The 19,429-nt window shown below is 54.4% G+C and carries 19 protein-coding genes; 9 read left to right on the top strand and 10 right to left on the bottom strand.

The window, feature by feature from the left end; genetic code table 11:
* Positions 1–149: 149 nt before the first annotated feature.
* Positions 150–1,547: a glycoside-pentoside-hexuronide (GPH):cation symporter gene (locus C0560_RS03920; protein WP_248859670.1), complete on the top strand. Its 1,398-nt coding sequence runs from the start codon at positions 150–152 to the stop codon at positions 1,545–1,547.
* Positions 1,548–1,557: 10 nt separating this feature from the next.
* Entirely contained in the window at positions 1,558–2,508 is a 951-nt protein-coding gene (locus C0560_RS03915; protein ID WP_181827342.1) for a family 43 glycosylhydrolase, read from the top strand.
* Between the two features lie 18 nt (positions 2,509–2,526).
* On the opposite strand, the gene ampE is transcribed toward C0560_RS03915, so the two are convergent.
* Both ampE and ampD read right to left on the bottom strand, forming a co-directional pair.
* Complete coding sequence (gene ampE, locus C0560_RS03910; RefSeq protein ID WP_100777606.1) at positions 2,527–3,381, bottom strand: beta-lactamase regulator AmpE; 855 nt, start codon at positions 3,379–3,381, stop codon at positions 2,527–2,529.
* Positions 3,378–3,941 (bottom strand): 1,6-anhydro-N-acetylmuramyl-L-alanine amidase AmpD, encoded by a 564-nt coding sequence (gene ampD, locus C0560_RS03905; RefSeq protein ID WP_107702247.1) that lies wholly within the window; start codon positions 3,939–3,941, stop codon positions 3,378–3,380. The genes ampE and ampD overlap by 4 nt, the downstream gene beginning before the upstream one ends.
* 87 nt (positions 3,942–4,028) lie before the next feature.
* Between ampD and nadC the strand changes: the two genes are divergently transcribed.
* The 4 genes from nadC (at position 4,029) to hofC (ending at position 8,138) form a co-directional block, all read left to right on the top strand.
* Complete coding sequence (gene nadC / locus C0560_RS03900; RefSeq protein ID WP_248859669.1) at positions 4,029–4,922, top strand: carboxylating nicotinate-nucleotide diphosphorylase; 894 nt, start codon at positions 4,029–4,031, stop codon at positions 4,920–4,922.
* 193 nt (positions 4,923–5,115) lie between these two features.
* Complete coding sequence (gene ppdD / locus C0560_RS03895; protein WP_107702249.1) at positions 5,116–5,553, top strand: prepilin peptidase-dependent pilin; 438 nt, start codon at positions 5,116–5,118, stop codon at positions 5,551–5,553.
* A gap of 13 nt (positions 5,554–5,566) precedes the next feature.
* Complete coding sequence (gene gspE / locus C0560_RS03890) at positions 5,567–6,952, top strand: type II secretion system protein GspE (RefSeq protein WP_231276703.1); 1,386 nt, start codon at positions 5,567–5,569, stop codon at positions 6,950–6,952.
* Positions 6,942–8,138: a protein transport protein HofC gene (gene hofC / locus C0560_RS03885; RefSeq protein WP_248859667.1), complete on the top strand. Its 1,197-nt coding sequence runs from the start codon at positions 6,942–6,944 to the stop codon at positions 8,136–8,138. The genes gspE and hofC overlap by 11 nt, the downstream gene beginning before the upstream one ends.
* Positions 8,139–8,173: 35 nt before the next feature.
* Here the strand turns inward: hofC and C0560_RS03880 are convergent, their stop codons facing one another.
* The gene (locus C0560_RS03880) at positions 8,174–9,217 is read right to left on the bottom strand and encodes a GMP reductase (RefSeq protein WP_100777612.1); all 1,044 of its coding nucleotides are present in this window, start codon (positions 9,215–9,217) and stop codon (positions 8,174–8,176) included.
* A 228-nt stretch (positions 9,218–9,445) separates the two neighbouring features.
* Here C0560_RS03880 and coaE point away from each other — a divergent pair, with 228 nt between their 5' ends.
* Genes coaE through yacG form a run of 3 tightly spaced genes read left to right on the top strand, consistent with a single transcriptional unit; the run spans position 9,446 to position 11,013 of the window.
* On the top strand, positions 9,446–10,066 hold the full coding sequence (gene coaE, locus C0560_RS03875; protein WP_248859665.1) for a dephospho-CoA kinase: 621 nt from the start codon (positions 9,446–9,448) through the stop codon (positions 10,064–10,066).
* Positions 10,066–10,809 carry a cell division protein ZapD gene (gene zapD, locus C0560_RS03870; RefSeq protein ID WP_181827338.1) on the top strand — a complete coding sequence of 248 codons (744 nt, stop codon included), beginning with the start codon at positions 10,066–10,068 and terminating at the stop codon, positions 10,807–10,809. Before coaE ends, zapD begins: the two co-directional genes overlap by 1 nt.
* A gap of 9 nt (positions 10,810–10,818) precedes the next feature.
* Positions 10,819–11,013, top strand: coding sequence for a DNA gyrase inhibitor YacG (gene yacG, locus C0560_RS03865; RefSeq protein ID WP_100777615.1), 195 nt, complete (start codon positions 10,819–10,821; stop codon positions 11,011–11,013).
* A gap of 32 nt (positions 11,014–11,045) precedes the next feature.
* On the opposite strand, the gene mutT is transcribed toward yacG, so the two are convergent.
* From mutT to ftsQ, 7 genes are all read right to left on the bottom strand, one after another.
* Positions 11,046–11,447, bottom strand: coding sequence for an 8-oxo-dGTP diphosphatase MutT (gene mutT, locus C0560_RS03860; protein WP_123429484.1), 402 nt, complete (start codon positions 11,445–11,447; stop codon positions 11,046–11,048).
* Positions 11,448–11,506: 59 nt separating this feature from the next.
* Entirely contained in the window at positions 11,507–14,212 is a 2,706-nt protein-coding gene (gene secA, locus C0560_RS03855; RefSeq protein ID WP_107702255.1) for a preprotein translocase subunit SecA, read from the bottom strand.
* 59 nt (positions 14,213–14,271) lie between these two features.
* Positions 14,272–14,775, bottom strand: coding sequence for a secA translation cis-regulator SecM (gene secM / locus C0560_RS03850; RefSeq protein ID WP_100777618.1), 504 nt, complete (start codon positions 14,773–14,775; stop codon positions 14,272–14,274).
* A gap of 275 nt (positions 14,776–15,050) precedes the next feature.
* On the bottom strand, positions 15,051–15,968 hold the full coding sequence (lpxC, locus tag C0560_RS03845) for a UDP-3-O-acyl-N-acetylglucosamine deacetylase (protein WP_100777619.1): 918 nt from the start codon (positions 15,966–15,968) through the stop codon (positions 15,051–15,053).
* 101 nt (positions 15,969–16,069) lie between these two features.
* Complete coding sequence (gene ftsZ / locus C0560_RS03840) at positions 16,070–17,221, bottom strand: cell division protein FtsZ (protein WP_006173842.1); 1,152 nt, start codon at positions 17,219–17,221, stop codon at positions 16,070–16,072.
* Between the two features lie 111 nt (positions 17,222–17,332).
* Positions 17,333–18,589, bottom strand: a complete 1,257-nt coding sequence (gene ftsA, locus C0560_RS03835; protein WP_095280777.1) for a cell division protein FtsA — start codon at positions 18,587–18,589, stop codon at positions 17,333–17,335.
* On the bottom strand, positions 18,586–19,428 hold the full coding sequence (ftsQ, locus tag C0560_RS03830) for a cell division protein FtsQ (RefSeq protein WP_100777620.1): 843 nt from the start codon (positions 19,426–19,428) through the stop codon (positions 18,586–18,588). The genes ftsA and ftsQ overlap by 4 nt, the downstream gene beginning before the upstream one ends.
* Between the last annotated feature and the right edge of the window lies 1 nt (position 19,429).

Below are 19,429 nucleotides of genomic sequence, written 5' to 3'. Positions count from 1 at the left end.
TCTGTGCCGGCTGCGGCACAGAGCGTGTTACCTGCCTCACAAATTCTCACCAACAGCCAAATCATCCATATCACCGCCCTGATACTGCAACGCAAATATTCCTTTGCCAGCGAATAATTCTCTCCATACCGAAACCCGGAGAGCTGTCGATGGATAACAATAAACTGTCTGTAAAAGAAAAGATCGGCTATGGCATGGGCGACGCGGGATGTAACATCATCTTCGGCGCCATTATGTTGTTTGTTAACTACTTTTATACGGATATCTTTGGGCTCGCCCCCGCTCTGGTAGGGGTGCTATTGCTGTCAGTGAGGGTAATTGACGCCATCACCGACCCCATCATGGGAGCCATTGCCGACCGTACCCGCAGTAAATATGGGCGATTTCGTCCATGGCTGCTGTGGATTGCCTTCCCGTATGCCCTGTTCAGTATTCTGATGTTCACCACCCCAGAGTGGACGTACAACAGCAAAGTTATCTATGCGTTTGTCACCTATTTCCTGCTGTCACTCACCTACACCGCGATCAATATCCCTTACTGCTCGTTGGGCGGGGTAATCACTAACGACCCGAAAGAGCGCGTGGCCTGCCAGTCGTATCGCTTTGTCATGGTAGGGATTGCGACGCTGCTGCTCTCCTTAACCCTGCTGCCGATGGTGGAGTATTTTGGCGGTGACAACAAAGCCAAAGGCTATCAAATGGCGATGACCGTGCTGGCGCTGATTGGCACCTGCATGTTCCTGTTTAGTTTCTCAACCGTACGGGAACGTATTCGCCCGGCGGTCCAGACCAATGACGAACTGAAAAACGATCTCAAGGATGTGTGGAAGAACGATCAGTGGGTGCGCATTCTGCTGCTGACTATCTGTAACGTCTGCCCTGGCTTTATTCGCATGGCGGCGACCATGTACTACGTCACCTGGGTAATGGGGCAAAGCACCCATTTCGCCACACTGTTTATCAGTCTCGGCGTGGTGGGCATGATGCTCGGTAGCATCCTCGCCAAACCCCTGACCGACCGCTGGTGTAAGCTGAAAGTCTTCTTCTGGACCAACATCGCCCTGGCCATTTTCTCCAGCGCGTTCTACTTCTTCGATCCAAAAGCCACCACCACCATCGTGGTGCTCTACTTCCTGCTCAACGTGTTGCATCAGATCCCTTCCCCGCTGCACTGGTCGCTGATGGCCGACGTGGACGACTACGGCGAGTGGAAAACCGGTAAACGCATCACCGGGATCAGCTTCTCCGGCAACATTTTCTTCCTCAAGCTGGGTCTGGCGATTGCTGGTGCGATGGTCGGATTCCTGCTCTCCTGGTACGGTTACGACGCGGGTGCCAAAGCGCAAAGCGCCGATGCCATCAACGGGATCGTCCTGCTGTTCACCCTGATTCCGGGCGTCGGTTATCTGATCACCGCGGGTGTGGTTCGTCTGCTGAAAGTCGATCGTGAACTGATGAAGCAGATTCAGGAAGATCTGGAGAAACGCCGCAAAAACTATCGCGAGCTGAATGATTACCAGGAACTCAAAGCCGCTGAAACCAAATAAGGAAAGCCCAATGCGTCACTGGCCCAATCCCTTTATCGAACAACGTGCCGACCCGTTTATTTTGCATCACGAGGGGCAATACTACTTTATCGCTTCCGTGCCAGAGTACGACAGGCTGGCGATTCGCCGCGCCGACTCGCTGGAAGCGTTACGCCACGCACCCGAAGTGGTGGTCTGGCGTAAGCCAGAGAGCGGCCCGATGAGCGAGCTTATTTGGGCACCGGAGCTGCATCACATCGACGGAAAATGGTACATCTACTTTGCCGCCGCGCACACGAAAGCGCTCGATCAGCTCAATATGTTTCAGCATCGAATGTACGCGCTGGAATGCGCCGATAGCGATCCCCTGACCGGGAAATGGGTCGAAAAAGGGCAGATCGCGACGCCATTTGATACCTTTGCCCTCGATGCCACGACCTTTGTTCATCAGGGCAAACGCTGGTATCTGTGGGCACAAAAAGCGCCGGATATCTCAGGGAACTCTAATCTCTATCTCTGCGAGATGGAAAACCCGTGGACGCTGACGGGTGCGCCCGTCCTGCTCAGCAAACCCGAGTATGACTGGGAGTGCCGCGGATTCTGGGTCAACGAAGGCCCGGCGGTGCTGGAGCACGGAGACAGGCTGTTTATCAGCTACTCTGCCAGCGCGACGGATGAGAATTACTGCATGGGGCTGCTGTGGATTGATAAAAGCGCTGACCTGCGTAACCCCGCCAACTGGCACAAAGCGCCGCGCCCGGTGTTTACCACAAGCTATGAAAATCGTCAGTACGGACCTGGGCATAACAGCTTTACGCAAACGCCGGACGGTGAGGATGTGCTGGTGTATCACGCGCGCAACTACACCGAAATTGAGGGTGATCCGCTGTACGATCCGAACCGTCATACCCGTCTGAAGCTTGTCCACTGGAATGAAAACGGGATGCCAGAGTTTGGCATCCCGCCTGCGGATACTGAGTGAGACGTGCGGTGCGCTGGCTTACACCAGCGTACCGTAAATGGTCAGAAGCGCCACCAGCACCACAATCACAAATGAGGTTTTCTTCGCCATCGACACCGCCGCTTTCGGGGTTTCGACTTTGTCCGTGTGCGGCTCACGCGCCAGGGAGAACTGCGCCAGACGCGTCAGCACCTGATACTGAGAAGTGTGTCGATCGGCCAGTGACGCAAACCAGGCCGGAAGCGCCTTCTCACCGTGACCAATAAGCGCATATACCACGCCGACCAGGCGAACCGGCAGCCAGTCCAGCACATGTAAAATCGCATCGATTCCTGACAGCAGACGCTCATGCGGCGTCAAATAGCGGGCAAGCCAGGTTTGCCAGGCGCGCAGGAACGCATATCCCATCAGGAACACCGGTCCCCACGGGCCGCCGACCACAAACCAGAACAGCGGCGCGAGATAATAGCGGAAGTTAATCCACAGCAGCGCATTTTGCAGCTCGCGCAGGTAATCGCGCTCGTTACAGTCCGGCGGCACACCGTGGATGAGCGTCAATTCGCTTGCCATCGCGCCACGCGCGTGGCTGTCGTCTCGCGATGCGGCTTTCAGATAGGCGTGATAGTGCAACCGCACCTTTCCGGCACCGATGCACAGCACGCCGAGCAGGATCCACACCACCAGCAGCGGCACGTTGAAAAAGAGGCCGTGCAGCGCACGCAGCAGCAGATACACCACGCACATCACCACCGCGGTCATCAGCAGGGTGCGCAGCATCGAGAAATGTTTAATCCGGCGGAACAGCACTTCCATCCGGTGATCCAAATGCCAGTGTTCGCCCAGTTTGAACAACCGTTCAGCGATCATCACCAGCAGCATGGTAAACAACGTCATGTCATCTCCTTATCTGACGAAGCGGTAAGCATGGCGCGAAACCGGGACCAGTCAAACGCCGGGCCAGGATCGGTTTTTCTCACTGGCGCAATATCGCTATGCCCGGTGATGTTATCAGCAATTTTAGGGTACAACGCGGTGAGTTCACGCGTCACCGCCACCAGCGCCTGATACTGCGCATCCGTGTAAGGCGTTGTGTCCGTCCCTTCCAGCTCAATGCCAATCGAAAAATCGTTGCAGCGTTCACGCCCCTGGTACACCGACACACCTGCATGCCATGCGCGTTTATCGAAAGGAACATACTGGACGATTTCACCGTCGCGGCGAATCAGACAATGAGCAGAAACGCGCAGGTGCGCAATCTCAGCAAAAAAAGGATGGGCATCGGGATCGATTGTTCCGGTGAATAATGCATCGATCCACGGACCACCAAATTCACCCGGCGGCAGGCTAATATTGTGGACTACCAGCAGTGAGGGCGTTTCGTCCTCCGGGCGGCAATCATGGTGTGGCGACGGTACGTGCCGCGCATCAACCAGCCATCCATCTTGTAACTGCATGCTGGCTCTCCTTATATATGGTGCAGATTCTCGGTTCAGAGTAGCATGTTTCAATCTTATGATTCGTTACCAATTTGGAGTTTTATCATGCCGCCTCGCCGTTATAACCCCGACCACCGACGTGACGCGCTTCTGGAACGTATTAACCTCGATATCCCGGCAAGCGTCGCCCATGCGCTGCGCGAAGATCTGGGCGGCGAGGTCAATGCGGACAACGATATTACCGCACAATTATTGCCAAAAGAGACGCGCTCCCACGCGGTGATCATCACTCGCGAAGACGGCGTGTTCTGCGGCAAACGCTGGGTTGAGGAGGTCTTTACCCAGCTCGCCGGCGATGACGTTCAGATAACCTGGCATGTTCAGGATGGCGACATCATCAGCGCCAATCAGCCCCTTTTTGAACTCGACGGCCCTGCCCGCGTGCTGTTAACGGGTGAGCGTACCGCGCTGAACTTCGTCCAGACATTATCCGGCGTCGCGAGCGCCGTTCGTCGCTACGTCGACCTGCTCGAAGGCACCAAAACCCAACTGCTGGATACCCGTAAAACCCTGCCCGGCCTGCGTACGGCACTGAAATACGCGGTGCTGTGCGGTGGTGGAGCGAACCATCGTCTGGGGTTATCCGATGCCTTCCTGATTAAAGAGAACCACATTATTGCGTCTGGCTCTGTGCGCCAGGCGGTCGAAAAAGCCTTCTGGCTGCATCCGGACGTCCCTGTCGAGGTTGAAGTCGAAAACCTCGAAGAGCTTGATGCCGCGCTGAAAGCCGGAGCCGATATCATCATGCTCGATAACTTTGAGACGGAACAGATGCGTGAAGCGGTCAAACGCACCAACGGCCAGGCGCAGCTTGAAGTGTCGGGCAACGTGACGCATGAAACCCTGCGTGAGTTCGCTGAAACCGGCGTGGATTTCATCTCCGTCGGGGCGCTCACCAAGCATGTGCAGGCCCTTGACCTCTCGATGCGTTTCAAATAATACGCGACTCTTCCCCCTCTCATGCCAGTGAGGGGGAAGAAAATTCCGTGATTACGACCCTTCTCGCAAAACTCTGATGCTCTCCTGCAACCGCGTCAAATTTCTCTGAATCCCCTTTCACAATTCTCTTTTTGCTCCTCGTGTTTGCTTTTTGCCGCTGCCACAGTTGCGCCACGAAACTCAAGGAGCAGATATGAACAGACAACATGGATTTACCCTCATTGAACTGATGGTGGTGATTGGCATCATCGCTATTCTGAGCGCCATCGGCGTGCCGGCGTACCAAAACTATCTGCGCAAAGCCGCACTGACCGACATGCTGCAAACCTTTGTCCCCTACCGCACGGCGATTGAGCTTTGCGCACTCGATCATGGCGGTGTCGGGACCTGCGATGGCGGAACCAACGGCATTCCCTCGCCCACGACAACGCGCTATGTCTCTGCCATGAGCATTGCCAAAGGCGCAGTGGCACTCACGGGCCAGGAGAGTCTGAACGGTCTTGAAGTGGTTTTAGCCCCACTCTGGAGCGATGGCGACGGCATTACCGGCTGGACGCGTGATTGCAACATTGCAAACGACAGCACCCTTCAACAAGCGTGCGAAGACGTTTTCCGCTTCGACAGCAAATAACAGGGGGCGGAACATGAATTCAGAACAACTGAGACTGCTATGTCAGCGACATCATGCGCTGCTGCTGACCAGCAATGACGAGATGGTCAGCATTGCCGTGGTGGACACGCCGGCATCCCAAATGATGGAAGCCCTGCGCTTCGCGACGCAAAAGCGAATCGATATTGAATGCTGGACCAAAGAGCGGATGGAGAAGTACCAGCAGTCGTCATCGCCGTCAAACTTGCCGGTTGTGACTCCCATTGCCAGTTCTGCTGTCGATATTCTTAACCGCACGCTGCTGCAGGCGCTCAGTCAGCGCGCCTCGGATATTCACATTGAGCCTGCCGAAGACGCCTGGCAAATCCGCTTACGTATTGATGGCGTGCTTTATCCACAGCCTCCGCTGGCGGCAGCGCTGGCAACCACCCTGATTGCTCGCTTGAAGGTGCTGGGCGATCTGGATATCGCCGAGCGCCGACTGCCGCAGGATGGGCAGTTTACCGTTGAACTGGCGGGCGCCTCGGTCTCTTTTCGCATCGCGACCCTCCCCTGCCGGGGTGGTGAAAAAATCGTGCTGCGTTTGCTGCATCAGGTGCAGCAGGCTCTGGAGCTTGACGCATTAGGTATGACAGACGCCCAGCGCAGGCTTTTTGCCGAGGCGCTCAACCAGCCGCAGGGGTTACTGTTGGTCACCGGCCCGACCGGCAGCGGGAAAACTGTCACGCTCTATAGCGCACTTCAGGCCCGAAACGCGGAGGATGTGAATATTTGCAGCGTCGAAGATCCGATTGAGATCCCCCTGGCCGGGCTGAACCAGACGCAAATCAACCCGCGTGCGGGCCTGACGTTTCAAACGGTGTTGCGGGCACTATTGCGCCAGGATCCGGACATCATCATGGTGGGTGAGATCCGCGACGGTGAAACGGCAGAAATCGCTATCAAAGCCGCGCAGACGGGCCATTTAGTGCTCTCCACGCTGCATACAAATTCCACGACAGAGACCCTGATCCGTCTTCAGCAGATGGGGGTTGCCCGCTGGATGGTCTCTTCTGCTCTGACGCTGGTCATTGCACAAAGGCTGGTACGCCGCCTCTGCCCCCATTGTCGAAAGGAGAGCTACCAGGAGGCGAGACTCCCTAAAACAGTCTGGCCACGCAAGCTACCGCACTGGCAGCCGGTGGGCTGCGATCGTTGCTATCACGGATTTTATGGCCGCGTCGCTCTGTTTGAAGTGCTGCCAGTGAACAATGATATCCGCCAGGCTATCGCCAGTGGTGCATCAATTGAAGAGATCGAAAAAACAGCCCGACGAACGGGTATGACCACGCTATTTGAACACGGGTGCCTGGCCGTAGAGCGTGGGCACACCACGCTCGAAGAGCTACTTCGCGTACTGGGGATGCCTGATGGCTGCTAAATATCTCTGGCGCTGGCGCGCGCTCACGGTTGAGGGGGAACTGCAGCAGGGCACACTTTGGGCTGCCGACCGCGAGTCGGCCTGGGGTCAGCTGTCGCAAAAGGCGCTCTGTCCGCTGGCCTTGAAGCGCAATCTTATGCAGCAAAAATGGCAGACACAGCACTGTTATGAAATATTCCGACAACTTGCTGCCCTGCTTCAGGCTGGACTGACGCTCGCCTGGAGCCTGCAAATGTTGGCCGAGCAGCATCCCGTTAAGCAGTGGCAGGCGCTACTGGCCAGTCTGGCAGACGATCTCAGCGCGGGTTGTGCATTCTCCGACGCCTTAAAGAAATGGCCGGAGGTGTTTTCTCCGCTCTATGTTTCGATGATGAAAACCGGTGAACTCACCGGAAAACTGGAAGAGTGCTGCCGCGAGTTAGCACAGCAGCAGCAATCACAGCAGCAACTTAGCGCGAAAGTAAAAAAGGCCCTGCGATACCCCACGATCATTTTGGCCCTCGCCGTTGTCGTGGTGATGGCAATGGTCACGCTGGTATTGCCCGAGTTTGCTGCTATCTATAAGACGTTTAATACGCCCTTACCGCTGCTCACAAAGCTGGTTATCGGGTTTGCTGACTTTGTTGGTCAGCATCTCACCGTGCTGATATGCATCGGACTGTGCCCGGTGCTCGTCATGCGTTTCCTAAGGCGGCATGAAGGCTGGCAGCGTTTTCATCAGAGATTTGGGTTGCGTGTGCCCATTATGGGCTCGCTGATTCGTGGGCAAAAGCTGAGCCAAATATTTACCGTGTTATCGCTGACACAGCAGGCAGGCATCGCTTTTTTACAAGGACTGGAAAGCGCCCAGGAGTCGGTCGAGGGGGTGTTCTGGCAAGAGGTGCTGCGGGATGTCAGGGAGCGTGTGGTGCAGGGGGCACCTATCTGGTCGTCGTTGAGTGGCGCAGGAATTTTCACCCCATTATGCATCCAGCTGGTGCGAACGGGTGAGGTCTCTGGAGCCCTGGATATGATGCTGACCAATCTGGCGCGTCATCATAACGAGCAGACGTTTCAGCACGCGGATAATCTGGCGTCGCTGTTAGAACCGCTGCTATTGATTGTGACGGGAGTAATAATCGGAACGTTGGTGGTGGCGATGTATCTGCCCATTTTCCATCTGGGGGACGCCATGAGTGCGGGATAGCGCTGGCACGCAGGTGCGCACCAGCGACAAAGCGATTACAGGCTATTGAAAACGCGGTTTTCTTGTTCCTGAACGCGGATAAAGGTAGTGCGTTTGGTCAGCTCTTTCAGGCGTGATGCGCCGACATACGTGCATGCAGAACGCAGCCCACCCAGAACGTCGCGAGCGGTATTTTCGACCGGGCCGCGCAGAGCCAGTTTCACGGTTTTGCCTTCTGCTGCACGGTACTGTGCAACGCCGCCAACGTGGCGGTTCATGGCCGATTCAGAGCTCATGCCGTAGAACAGCATGAATTTCTCGCCGTTTTCTTCAACCACAGCGCCACCGCTCTCTTCGTGCCCTGCCAGCATACCGCCCAGCATCACGAAATCAGCGCCGCCGCCAAAGGCTTTCGCCACATCGCCAGGGGTGGTGCAGCCACCGTCGCTGATGATCTGACCTCCCAGGCCATGCGCCGCATCGGCACACTCAATCACGGCGGACAGCTGTGGATAGCCAACACCTGTTTTAACCCGCGTGGTGCAAACAGAGCCTGGACCGATACCGACTTTCACGATATCTGCACCAGACAGAATCAGCTCTTCGCACATCTCGCCAGTCACGACGTTACCCGCAATGATGGTTTTGGTCGGCCAGGCCGCACGCGCTTTGCTGACGAACTGAACAAAATGCTCGGAATAGCCATTCGCAACGTCGATGCAGACAAAATTAAACTCGGGATTTGCGACCAGGATTTGTTTGGTTTTTTCGAAATCCGCATCGGAGGTACCGGTAGATACCATGATGTGTTTCTTCACATCATCAGACGCTGAAGCGGCAAAAGCGCTCCACTCTTCAATGCTGTAGTGCTTATGCACCGCAGTCAGAATATCGAAAGTCGCCAGCGCGGTAGCCATAGCAAAGGTACCGACGGTATCCATGTTAGCGGCAATAACAGGCACGCCAGACCAGGTCTGACCGGAATGCTTAAAGGTGAATTGACGTTCGAGTTCAACGTCTGAGCGGCTTTTCAGCGTAGAGCGTTTAGGGCGGATGAGAACGTCTTTGAAACCTAACTTCAGATCTTCTTCGATACGCATGTGCGGATTCCTGGGGTTAGAGGCAAATATGTTAAAAGCACAACTCCAGTGACGTTATCATACGCACTAATACGTGCTCCGCAAGACTGCGAATTTCTCTTTTTTTACGCTACAATCCTATAAATTTACCTGGTCAAAAGCAGGTAAACAGAATTAACCATTCGCTACTGTAAGTTCAATTTCTAAGCAGCTGATTTTAAAAATGAATAATTCCCAGGATCTGATTTAATGGGGTACGTCGTAGCGTTAACGGGCGGTATTGGCAGTGGCAAAAGCACCGTGGCCAATGCTTTTTCACGTCGGGGTATCGCGATTATTGATGCGGATATTATTGCCCGTCAGGTGGTAGAGCCTCATACACCCGGCCTCAATGCGATTGCCGGGCATTTCGGACATCACATCATCAATGCCGATGGCACCTTGAACAGACGTCTGCTGCGGGAACGTATCTTTGCGCAGCCCGCTGAGAAAACCTGGCTCAATGCCCTCCTGCACCCCATGATTCACCAGGAAACTCAGCGCCAGATCGCTGCGGCCACATCACCTTATGTGCTATGGGTTGTTCCTTTGCTCGTTGAAAATCAGCTGCAGCACAAAGCCGATCGTGTTCTGGTCGTCGATGTATCGCCTGAGACACAGCTTCAGCGTACGATGCTGCGCGATAATGTCTCACGTCAGCACGCTGAACAAATTCTTGCTGCGCAGGCAACGCGTGAAGCGCGTCTTGCCGTCGCAGATGATGTTATTGATAATGATGGCGCACCCGACACAATTGAATCGGATGTTGCCCGCCTGCACGCCCAGTATCTGATCTACGCGGCGCAGGCCGTAGCACAGGAAAAACCATAATGAATACGCACATCCTTTTTGAGCACCCCCTCAATGAAAAAATGCGCACCTGGTTGCGCATAGAATTTCTCATTCAGCAGATGTCGCACCATCGTCCTATCGCCGATCACGCTACGGCGCTGCATTTTTTTCGCAATGTCGGGGATCTGCTGGATGTCATTGAGCGCGGTGACGTTCGTACCGAATTACTGAAAGAACTTGAGCGCCAGCAGCGTAAACTGCAGGCCTGGACTGAAGTCCCCGGCGTCGATCAGAGCCGCATTGACACCCTGCGTCTTCAGCTGAAACAAAGCAGTAGCATTCTGATGGCCGCACCACGCGTGGGGCAGTTTCTGCGCGAAGATCGCCTGATTGCCCTGGTGCGCCAGCGTCTGAGCATTCCGGGTGGGTGTTGCAGTTTCGACCTGCCAACGTTGCACATGTGGCTGCATATGCAGCAACAACAACGCGATGCGCAGGTGACGAGCTGGATGGAAAGCCTGGAGCCGATGAATCAGGCGTTGACGCTGATCCTCGATCTCGTGCGCCACTCATCGCCGTTTCGCAAACAGACCAGCCTTAACGGTTTTTACCAGGACAACGGCGACGATGCCGATCTGCTGCGTCTGAACATTGCGCTCGGCGAGCAGCTTTATCCGCAGATTTCCGGGCATAAAAGCCGCTTTGCGATTCGCTTTATGCCGCTGGACAGTGAAAATGGCACCGTGCCAGAACGTCTCGATTTCGAACTGGCTTGTTGCTAAGGAGTATTGATGTCTGAAATTATTACCGTCAGTTGCCCGACCTGTGGGAAAGCCGTGATCTGGGGCGAAATCAGCCCGTTTCGCCCGTTCTGCTGCAAACGCTGCCAGTTAATCGATCTGGGTGAATGGGCTGCGGAAGAGAAACGCATCCCGAGCGCGGGCGATCTGTCCGACAGCGACGACTGGAGCGAAGAACAACAATAACCCGTTCTCCGCAGCGCCTGCTGACAATCGGCTTAGCAGGCCTTCCAATCCTCAATCAGTTTTGCAATGACAGGCGCATTGGCTGGCGGGAATTTATCGGCGTCCAGCGCTTCTAATTCAACCCAGTTGCCAGGCTGCCCCTCTTTGCCCCAGGGTTCCCCCTCCCAGCTTTCCACCACCCAGAACCACAGCGTAATGTGGCGATCCGGGAACTGGTATTCGAGCTTATCGAACAATATAGGGCCACTCGGGGTGATCCCCACCTCTTCCTGAAGTTCCCGAATCAGCGCCTGTTCCGGCGTTTCTCCTGATTCGATTTTCCCGCCAGGAAACTCCCATTTATTCGCCATATGGGCATCAGCGGCGCGTTGAGTAATGAAGATCTGGTTTTGCGGGTTGCGAATAATCCCGACAGCGATTTGCAGTACTTTCATATTGTGACTTCCATAAAAAAGGCGCAGATGTCTGCGCCTTTTCAACTGGTGATACGTGTTTAGCTCAGACGGCCATGACACGCTTTGTATTTTTTACCGGAACCACATGGGCACGGATCGTTACGGCCCACTTTGCGATCGCCCGTCTGGGCTGCAATCGCCGCTGCCGCTTCGTCTTCGTCAGTCTGGTGGCTCAGCTGCTGCATCTGTGCCAGACGCTCAGCCTCTTCACGACGCTGTTGCTCCATCGCTTCCACTTCTTCTGGCATACGCACCTGAACCTTGCTCAGGGTACTGATCACTTCGTATTTCAGTGACTCCAGCATAGAGGCGAACATGGCGAAGGATTCACGTTTGTACTCCTGCTTAGGATCTTTCTGCGCATAGCCGCGAAGGTGAATACCTTGACGCAGGTAATCCATCGCTGCCAGATGCTCTTTCCACAGAGAGTCCAGGGTCTGCAACATGACGCCTTTCTCGAAGTGACGCATCATCTCGGTGCCAACCACTTCTTCCTTCTGCTTGTAAACGGCAACAGCAGTTTCCAGAATACGTTCGCGCAGCGTCTCTTCGTGCAGCTCTGGCTCTTTGTCCAGCCACTCTTTGATCGGCAATTCGAGATCGAAGTCGTTTTTCAGACGTTCCTGCAGGCCTTCAACATCCCACATCTCTTCCAGAGACTGCGGTGGAATGTGCGCATCGATAGTCACTTTGAAGACATCTTCGCGAATGCTGTTGATGGTTTCGCTCACGTCGGACACATCCAGCAGTTCGTTACGCTGGGTGTAGATAGCACGACGCTGATCGTTGGCAACATCATCATACTCAAGCAGCTGCTTACGAATATCGAAGTTGCGGCTCTCCACTTTACGCTGTGCGTTGGCAATCGCTTTGGTCACCCAAGGGTGCTCAATCGCTTCGCCCGGTTTCATCCCCAGTTTACGCATCATGCCAGACACACGGTCAGAGGCGAAAATACGCATCAGGGCATCTTCCATTGACAGGTAGAAGCGGGAAGAACCGGCATCACCCTGACGACCCGCACGGCCACGCAGCTGGTTATCGATACGACGAGATTCGTGACGCTCAGTACCGATAATGTGCAAACCACCGGAGGCCAGCACCGCATCGTGACGCACCTGCCAGTCAGCTTTGATCTGCGCAATTTGTTCTGGCGTTGGGTTTTCCAGCTCGGCCACTTCGGCCTGCCAGCTACCGCCCAGCATGATGTCGGTACCACGACCCGCCATGTTTGTGGCGATGGTAACCGCAGCCGGATAACCCGCCTGCGCAACGATATCGGCCTCTTTGGCGTGGAATTTAGCGTTGAGCACGTTGTGCTTAATGCCCGCTTTATCCAGCTCGTGAGAGACCACTTCGGATTTTTCGATAGAGATAGTACCCACCAGCACCGGCTGACCTGCAGCGGTACGCTCGCGGATATCTTCGATGATCGCCTGAATTTTTTCCGCTTCGGTCATGTAGACCAGATCCGGCATATCTTTACGGATCATTGGGCGGTTCGTTGGAACGACAACGGTATCCAGTTTGTAGATAGAGCTGAACTCGAACGCTTCGGTATCCGCTGTACCGGTCATGCCCGCCAGTTTTTCGTACAAACGGAAGTAGTTCTGGAAGGTGATAGAAGCCAGCGTCTGGTTTTCGTTCTGAATATCGACGCCTTCTTTCGCTTCCACAGCCTGGTGCAGACCATCAGACCAGCGACGGCCCTGCATGGTACGACCAGTGTGTTCATCAACGATGATCACTTCGCCGTCTTTCACGATGTAATCCACATCGCGGGTGAACAGGACGTGAGCGCGCAATGCCGCAGTAACGTGGTGCATCAGCATGATGTTGGTCGGGGAGTAAAGTGACTCGCCCTCTTCCATAATGCCCTGCTCAACCAGCAGCTCTTCGATCTGGACCAGACCGCGTTCGGTCAGGTTCACCTGACGCGCTTTTTCATCCACAGAGAAGTGGCCTTCGCCCTGGAAGGTATCAGAATCTTCTTTCTCCTGACGAATCAGGTGCGGGATGATTTTGTCGACTTTACGGTACATCTCGGAGCTGTCTTCAGCCGGGCCGGAGATGATCAGCGGAGTACGGGCTTCATCGATGAGGATTGAGTCGACCTCATCCACCAGCGCGTAGTGCAGTTTACGCTGTACGCGCTCTTCCGGGCTAAACGCCATGTTGTCGCGCAGGTAGTCAAAACCGTATTCGTTGTTGGTACCGTAGGTGATGTCTGCGCCGTACGCTTCACGCTTCGCCGGAGCGGGCAGGCCGGACATGTTGATGCCTACGGACATGCCGAGGAATTCGAACAGGGGACGGTTATTTTCGGCGTCACGCTGCGCCAGGTAGTCGTTGACGGTCACGACGTGAACGCCTTTACCGGTCAATGCGTTCAGGTAGGCAGGCAGCGTTGCAGTCAGGGTTTTACCTTCACCGGTGCGCATTTCTGCGATGCAACGTTCGTTCAGAACCATACCGCCGAGCAGCTGAACGTCGAAGTGACGCATGCCAAACACGCGTTTACTCGCTTCGCGAACCACGGCGAAAGCTTCCGGGATCAGGCTTTCCAGGGTTGCGCCTTTTTCCAGACGCTCACGGAACTCGCCCGTTTTCGCTTTCAGTTCGTCATCGGAGAGTTTTTCCATCTCCGGTTCCATACCATTAATGACGGTGACCGCTTTGCGCATACGGCGCAGGGTACGATCGTTACGGCTACCGAAAACTTTGGTTAATAATTTGATTAGCATAATAAATTCTCACACGCCCCATCATGGGCAGATAAATTAAGGTATTGAAAAAAGTTAATTTAGCTGAGGCGTTGTGGCCCGGCGCGGATGCCCTGCACCTGGCTAATCCAGGCGGACACCGAAAAGGCGGCGTGTGGGATAAAGGCGGTCTGAGCCATCTGACGAACGATGACCGGCGGTTTGCTCTCCTGCGTCAGCAGCGCATTGAGCGTATCCAGCAGCGCAAGATGTTGCGCCTGAACTGGCAGCGACTCTTCCGCAGCAGGCACGGCTTGTGGCGCCATGGCAAACGAAAGATGACGGATGACGGTGCGAATAGCATGTTGATGCCAGTAATCGACCGTAAAGTTCGGACGGCGACTGGCTTCCAGCAGCGCGAGATGAGTGAAATTAACCCGCGTGGAGAGATCGTGTTTGGCGGTGGTGGTGTTCGCAGGCGTTGCCGCTTCTGCGGTATGGCTGAGTACAGGCAAGCCGAGGCTCGCCGCAACCATCCCTAATAAGAGATGCGGCCAGAAGTAACGTCTGCCAAATTGTCGCCAGCGCGTTAGTATTCCGCTCACCTAATCCACCATCGTGTGCAGGCCCGTTCAGGCATGCGTTCAGATATTATTTAGCGCACAGATATTATCACTAAAGCGATAATACATCAGCAGGAATGACAGATTGCCACGGGTAAAAACGCTCAAGAATGCGGCGAACGCGCGCACATTCTGTGCTTAGCGGGCAATAATCATGCGGGGAAGAAAATCAGACGTGCAAAAACAAAAACGACTGGTCTTCCTGGCCGGAGAGAGTACCAGGTCAACCAGTCGATTTTACGATACGGAATTAACCGTTACGCCAGAACCGTGCTCGGCGCTTTGAATGCCAGTGGCAATTCAGCTTCATCTTCGAAGGTCACAAATTCCCAGGCTTCCTGTTTTGCGAGAACTGCCTGCAACAATTTGTTGTTCAGTGCATGGCCGGATTTAAACGCGGTGAATGCACCAATGATGTTGTGACCACACATGAAGAGGTCGCCGATTGCGTCCAGCATTTTGTGACGAACGAATTCATCTTCAAAACGCAGGCCGTCTTCGTTCAGTACGCGATAATCGTCAACAACGATGGCACAATCGAAGCTGCCGCCCAGGCACAGGCCACGGGACTGCAGATATTCGATATCACGCATGAAACCGAAAGTACGTGCACGGCTAATCTGACGCATAAACGCATCAGCAGAGAAGTTCATCGCATAGCGCTGGTTGCTGCCGTCAATCGCCGGATGGTTAAAGTCGATGGTAAAGTCCAACGAGAAACCATTAAACGGTTTGAATTCAGCCCACTTGTCGCCATCTTGCACGCGAACAGTCTCTTTAATGCGTACAAATTTCTTCGCGCAGTTCAATTCATCAATGCCCGCATCAAGCAGCAGATAAACGAACGGAGCAGCACTGCCATCCATTATTGGGATTTCTGGCGCATCGACTTCAATAACGATGTTGTCGATACCCAGACCCGCCAGGGCGGCGTTCAGGTGCTCTACGGTAGAAATCCGCACGTCATGCTCGTTCACCAGGCAAGTACAGAGCATAGTATCACGCACAGATTTGGCATCGGCCGGAAAATCTACCGGTGGATTCAAGTCGGTGCGACGATAGATGACCCCGGTATTGGCCGGCGCAGGGCGCAGCGTCAGTGTGACTTTTTTGCCGGTATGTAAACCGACGCCAGTCGCCTGAACGATACGTTTAAGTGTCCTTTGTTTGATCATCGTATAATCTCGCCAAATTACTTATCCAACCGAGAGTGTATATCACTAACGGGTGGCCAGTTTAGCACAAAGAGCGAAAATCCCCAAATTCCAGCCAATTCTTAGTCAGCTTGCTTACGCAGGAACGCTGGGATATCCAGATAATCCGGTTCTTTCGCGGTTTGTGGCGTATTGTCGTTCACCACTTTCGCAGCCGGTTTTTGCTCCTGCGTCAGCGGCGCCATGCCGTGCTGCTGGTAGCGATCCATTACCGGTTGCTGGGTCTGTTTGTTGGTGACCAGGGTGATCTCTGGACGTTTGTCCATGCCGATACCGGTAGCAACAACGGTCACACGCAGCTCATCGTTCATTTCCGGATCAAGGGAAGTACCGATAACCACGGTGGCGTTATCAGACGCGAACGCACGAATGGTGTTACCCACGGTTTCGAACTCATCCAGACGCAGATCGAAGCCAGCGGTAATGTTGACCAGAACGCCGCGCGCACCGGACAGATCGATGTCTTCCAACAGTGGAGAAGAGATCGCCATTTCAGCCGCTTCTTCCGCACGGTCTTCACCGCTTGCCACGCCAGAGCCCATCATCGCATAGCCCATTTCGGACATTACGGTGCGGACGTCGGCGAAGTCGACGTTCATCAGACCCGGACGAGTAATCAGCTCAGCGATACCCTGAACCGCGCCTTTCAGCACGTCGTTTGCTGCGCCAAAAGCGTCCAAGAGGGAGATACCGCGACCCAGCACTTTCAGCAGTTTGTCGTTCGGGATGGTAATCAGAGAGTCCACGTGTTTGGACAGCTCAGTGATACCCTGCTCCGCGAATGCCATACGCTTCTTGCCTTCAAAGTTGAAAGGCTTCGTCACGACAGCAACGGTCAGGATACCCAGATCTTTTGCCACTTCAGCAACGACCGGTGCAGCACCCGTACCGGTACCACCGCCCATGCCCGCTGCGATAAACACCATATCGGCGCCATCAAGTGCAGCACGCAGTGCTTCACGGTCTTCTTCAGCCGCGTTACGACCGACTTCTGGGTTAGCCCCAGCGCCCAGACCTTTAGTGATTCCACCACCGATCTGAATAGTCTGGCCTACAGCTGTCTTTCGCAGTGCCTGAGCATCGGTGTTAACTGCAAAGAATTCAACACCTTCGATGCGTTCGCGCACCATATGCTCGACAGCGTTACCGCCGCCGCCACCGACGCCGATGACTTTAATCACCGCGTCGTTGGTTAATTCCATTGGTTCAAACATGGTTTCTCTCCGTTTTTACGCTTCATCACTCAAGCCTGCCTGGGCAAAAGAGTGCTTTTGCGTATGTGCCTGTCGCCTGAGACCGCTAATTCTCTCCGGTCTCTTTAAAAATTAAAATTCTTTTCTCAGCCAGGAATTGAGTCGTTTGACCCAGGAACCGACCGACGTACGTTTTTCCACTTCTGCTTCACCACTCAAATGGGACTCTTTCCCGTAGTGCAGCAGGCCCACGGCCGTTGAATAATACGGCTCCTGAGCGTAATCCGTTAACCCGGTAATATTCAGCGGCGCACCAATACGGACTTGCGTATGGAACACTCGCTGGGCACAGGCGGCAAGACCTTCAATTTGCGCTGCACCACCGGTTAATACAATCCCCGCCGCGAGATGGTGTTTCACACCCTGCTGACGAAGCTGTTCTTGTAACTGTAAAATCTCTTCGTTGACGAGGTTAAGCAGCTCGGTATAACGCGGCTCAATCACCTCTGCCAGCGTCTGACGCTGCAGACTGCGCGGTGGACGACCGCCCACGCTTGGCACTTCAACGCTCTCATCTTTGCCGACGATGGAGCCTAATGCACAACCATGGCGCACTTTAATCGCCTCTGCATCGCTCGGAGGCGTACCAAAGGCGTAAGCGATATCGCTGGTCACGACATTCCCGGCATAAGGGATAACTTTAGTGTGACGCAATGCACCGCCCGTATACACGGCCATATCCATTGTACCACCACCGATATCAACCACACAGACGCCCAATTCACGTTCGTCTTCAGTCAGAACCGAGTAGCTTGCTGCCAGTCCTGCAAAAATAAGTTGGTCAACTTTCAGGCCACAACGTTCAACGGCTTTGACGATGTTTTTCGCCATGTCGTTGTGACATGTGATCAAGTGCACTTTTGCCTGCATACGCACGCCGGAAAGACCGACCGGATTTTTGATACCTTCCTGGTAGTCGATCGCATATTCCTGCGGAATCACGTGCAGCACGCGGTGTTCATCGCGCACGCGCACGGATTTAGCCGTGTGCACTACGTTTTCAACGTCTTCCTGCGTCACTTCCTCTTCAGAAATCGGCACCATTCCGATTTCGTTCTGGCAGCTAATGTGCTTACCAGAGAGGGCCAGATAGACGGAGGAAATCTGGCAATCTGCCATTAATTCTGCCTGATCGATGGCGCGCTGTACGCATTTCACCACCGACTCGAGGTCGTTTACCCCACCTTTATCCATACCACGGGACGGGCAACTGCCCACACCAATGATATTGACCATACCGTCGGGCAGAACTTCCCCTACTAAAGCGGCAACCTTAGCGGTGCCAATCTCCAGTCCAACTACCAGTTTTCTGTCCGTCGCCTTGATCATTGTTGTTCTGCCTGTACCTGTGCCTGATTCTGTTGCTGATTAGGTTCCTCAACCGGAGCCGGTACCCAACCGACTGCTGCGCCTGAGTCATAGCGCAAATCAACGTAGCTTATCCGTTTGCCGTCGGTCTGCGCCTGCTGCTGTAAAACGGGGTACAGTTCTACAAAACGCGCCAAACGCTTCATCGTGTCGCCGCGACCAAGATTGAGCTTAATCCCATTCGTCAACGTCAGCTGCCAGGAGCGGCGAGCCGTCATTGACGCATCTTTTAACGCAAATCTGTCCTTAGCCAGCACCTGCCCCATCTCGCGAAAACCTTGTAGCACTTCGTTTTCACTGCCTTCCGGGCCAGACAACATCGGTAAACTTTGCTTGCTGACACGATCTGCCGGGACGCTGAACGAATTTCCGTCTACGTCGACCATATGCTGATCATTCCAACGCGCAATGGGCACATATTCAACCAGATGAATCTTCAATTCATCAGGCCATTGCTTTCTGACGCTCGCCTGTTTTATCCATGGCAGACGTTCAATCTGGCTCTGGATAATGTTGACGTCCTGGGTCATGAAAGTGCCAGGCGATCCCAGCGCAAGGATCGACTGACGGATATCATCGTTACGCGTGTAGTGACGCTCGCCGGTAACCACCAGTTTTGACAGCGGTAACCGTTGCGCATCTTCCATCCAGCCCAACACCATCCAGCCGCTGATAAACACGGTACACAGCACACCGAGCAGGAACAAGATCCCTGCAAGACGCGTTCCATTACTCCGTCCTGAAGAGGAATATTCTTCCTCTTCTTCGCGGTTGCGCGTGTTTAGTGCAGCCTGCGACATA

The sequence above is a fragment of the Lelliottia sp. AC1 genome (assembly GCF_023278595.1).
GTDB classification, from domain to species: Bacteria; Pseudomonadota; Gammaproteobacteria; order Enterobacterales; family Enterobacteriaceae; genus Enterobacter; species Enterobacter nimipressuralis.
The sequence above is the reverse complement of the archived record's forward strand: the minus strand, read 5'-3'. Positions and strand labels throughout refer to the sequence as shown.